Annotated in this window: 1 pseudogene; it reads left to right on the top strand. The window is 69.8% G+C overall.

The annotated features are described in order from the left end of the window. Positions 1-2532, top strand: a pseudogene (locus AB0O00_RS35425) (hypothetical protein); the annotation flags it as partial. Positions 2533-2553: the final 21 nt, after the last annotated feature.

Raw genomic sequence — 2553 nt, 5'->3', positions numbered from 1 at the left:
CCCTTCCTGCCGGCCCCGGCGGTCGAGCAGCACGCCCAGCCCCGGGAGCCCGCCCTCCCGGTCGCCGGCTCCGTCCTGACGTCGAAGCAGTCCATCGACCAGAAGCGCGTGGACGGCTCGCGTGCCGCCGGCTCCACGGCCGTCATCGAGCAGCTGACGAGCTTCTCCACGCTCGGGAACGTGAACGGCGTCGCCCCCTCCGACACCCAGCTCGCGGTCGGCCCGAAGTACATCGTGCAGATGGTGAACGTCACCGGCCAGGTGTACGACAAGGCCGGGAAGACCGTCGGCTCCTCCTTCGACCTCGGCACGTTCTTCGGCTTCTCCGCGGGCCAGGGCACCGATCCCCGGGTGCACTACGACGCCGCGGCCGGCCGCTTCTTCGCGGCGTACGAGGGGCTACCGGCCGGCGGTGACGAGACCGACGTCGCGGTGAGCGACACGAACGACCCGACCGGCGGCTGGAGCGTCTACACCGTCGCGAGCAACACCTCCAACGTCCTCCAGGACCAGGAGAAGCTCGGCTACACCAACGACAAGGTCACGCTGAGCTGGAACAACTACGACAACACCAAGAACCCCGCCGCGTTCCTCGGCGTGGTGACACACGTGATCAACAAGGCGGACCTGCTGGCCGCCGCTTCGACCGCGCGGGGTTCGGAGTTCGCGCAGGACAAGAACAAGTTCCAGGTCGTCCCGGCCACCTCGCTGTCCTCCGTCAACGACCAGTACGCGATGTGGCACGGCACCAACGGCACCGACGTCAAGGTGGTCACGATCACCGGCGTGCCCGGCGTCAGCACGGTCAGCCAGAGCGAGAACACCCTCGCCATCGGCGCCGCCGACACGCCTCCGGCGGCCTCCCAGCCGTCCGGCGGTGACTCGACCATCACCACCAACGACGACCGCATGCTTTCGGTGGCCTGGCAGAACAACCACCTCTGGGGCGTCTTCAACGTCAAGTGCACCCCGACCGGGGACACCACGACGCGCGCCTGCCAGCGCTACGTCCAGGTCTCCACGAGCGGCACCCAGAGCCTGGCCACCAACACCAACCTGGGCCTCGTCGGCGGCGACCTGTACTTCGGGTCCGTCACCCTGGACGACGAGGACGACCTGTTCTCCGGCTTCACCGCCTCCTCCTCGTCCCTGTTCGCCACCGGTGTGACGATCGGCCTGTCCGGAGGCAACTTCCCGGCGACGACCCCCGGCGACTTCTACGCCGCCGGCGACCAGGCGTACACCTGCGCCTGCGACACCGCGAGCGTGAAGAACAACCGCCGCTGGGGCGACTACTCGGGCACCGCCCGTGACCCGCAGAACCCCAAGGACGTCTGGACCGTCCAGCAGATCGGCGGTCTCAAGTCCGGCGGCACGCCGTTCGGCGGCCCGTGGGGCACCGCGATGGACCGGGTCACGCTGTTCCCGCCCGTCGTCACCGCCGTCTCGCCCAACCACGCGCCCGAGCTCTCCAGTTGCGTCAACAGCGTGACGATCTCCGGCCGGGAGTTCGGCGACAGCGGCACCACCGTCGCCTTCGGCTCGGTCCAGGCCTCCAACGTGACGGTCCTCGCGCCCGACACGATCGCCGCCGACGCCCCGCCGCAGGCCCGCGGCACGGTGGACGTCACCGTCACCACGGTGAACGGCACCAGCGCGGTCACCACCGCCGACCAGTTCACCTACGACGCGGACACCACCCCGCCGACCGTCTCGGCCGGCCTGGCCCCGCCGCCGAACCCCGGCGGCTGGAACAACACCAGCCCGACGACGGTGAACATCAACGCCTCCGAGGAACCGTGCGGCTCGGGCGTCCAGAAGATCACCTACAGCGCGAGCGGCGCCCAGACCATCGGCTCCACCGATGTGTCCGGTGCGAGCGCCTCGGTGCCGATCACCACGGACGGCGTGACCACGGTGACGTACACCGCCACCGACAACGCCGGCAACACCTCCGCGCCGCAGACCATCACGGTCAAGCTCGACACCGTCGCGCCCTCGATCTCGATCGTCTCGCCGACCGCGACGACCTACCTGATCAACCAGACGGTCAACGCGTCGTACACGTGCTCCGACGCCACCTCCGGCGTGGTGAGATGCGAAGGCCCGGTGGCCGACGGCAGCCCGATCGACACCTCGACGGTGGGCTCGCACACCTTCACGGTGAACGCCATGGACGCCGCCGACAACGCCTCAAGCCTGGGCGTCAGCTACACGGTGGCCTACCGGATCTGCCTCCTGTCCCACCCGACCCGGCCGCCGCGCGGCGGCAACGCCACCATCCCGATCCGGGTGCGGCTGTGCGACGCCAACGGCAACAACCTCTCGGACCCGGGCATCACCCTGACGCCCAGCCAGGTCGTCGGACCGACCACCCGGCCGTTCACCACCCCGTTCCGCTACGACCCCACCCTGGCGGGCTACATCGTGAACCTGCCGACCAGGGGCCTGGCCCCCGGTAGCTACAACCTGGAGTTCACCGTCAGCGGTGCCGACACCACGACCCACGTCGCGCCGTTCACACGGCGCTGACACCACTGCGGCCCCGGATCG

This window comes from Kitasatospora sp. NPDC093558, assembly GCF_040683475.1.
Classification (GTDB): domain Bacteria; phylum Actinomycetota; class Actinomycetes; order Streptomycetales; family Streptomycetaceae; genus Kitasatospora.
This window is presented reverse-complemented; position numbering and strand designations above follow the sequence as displayed.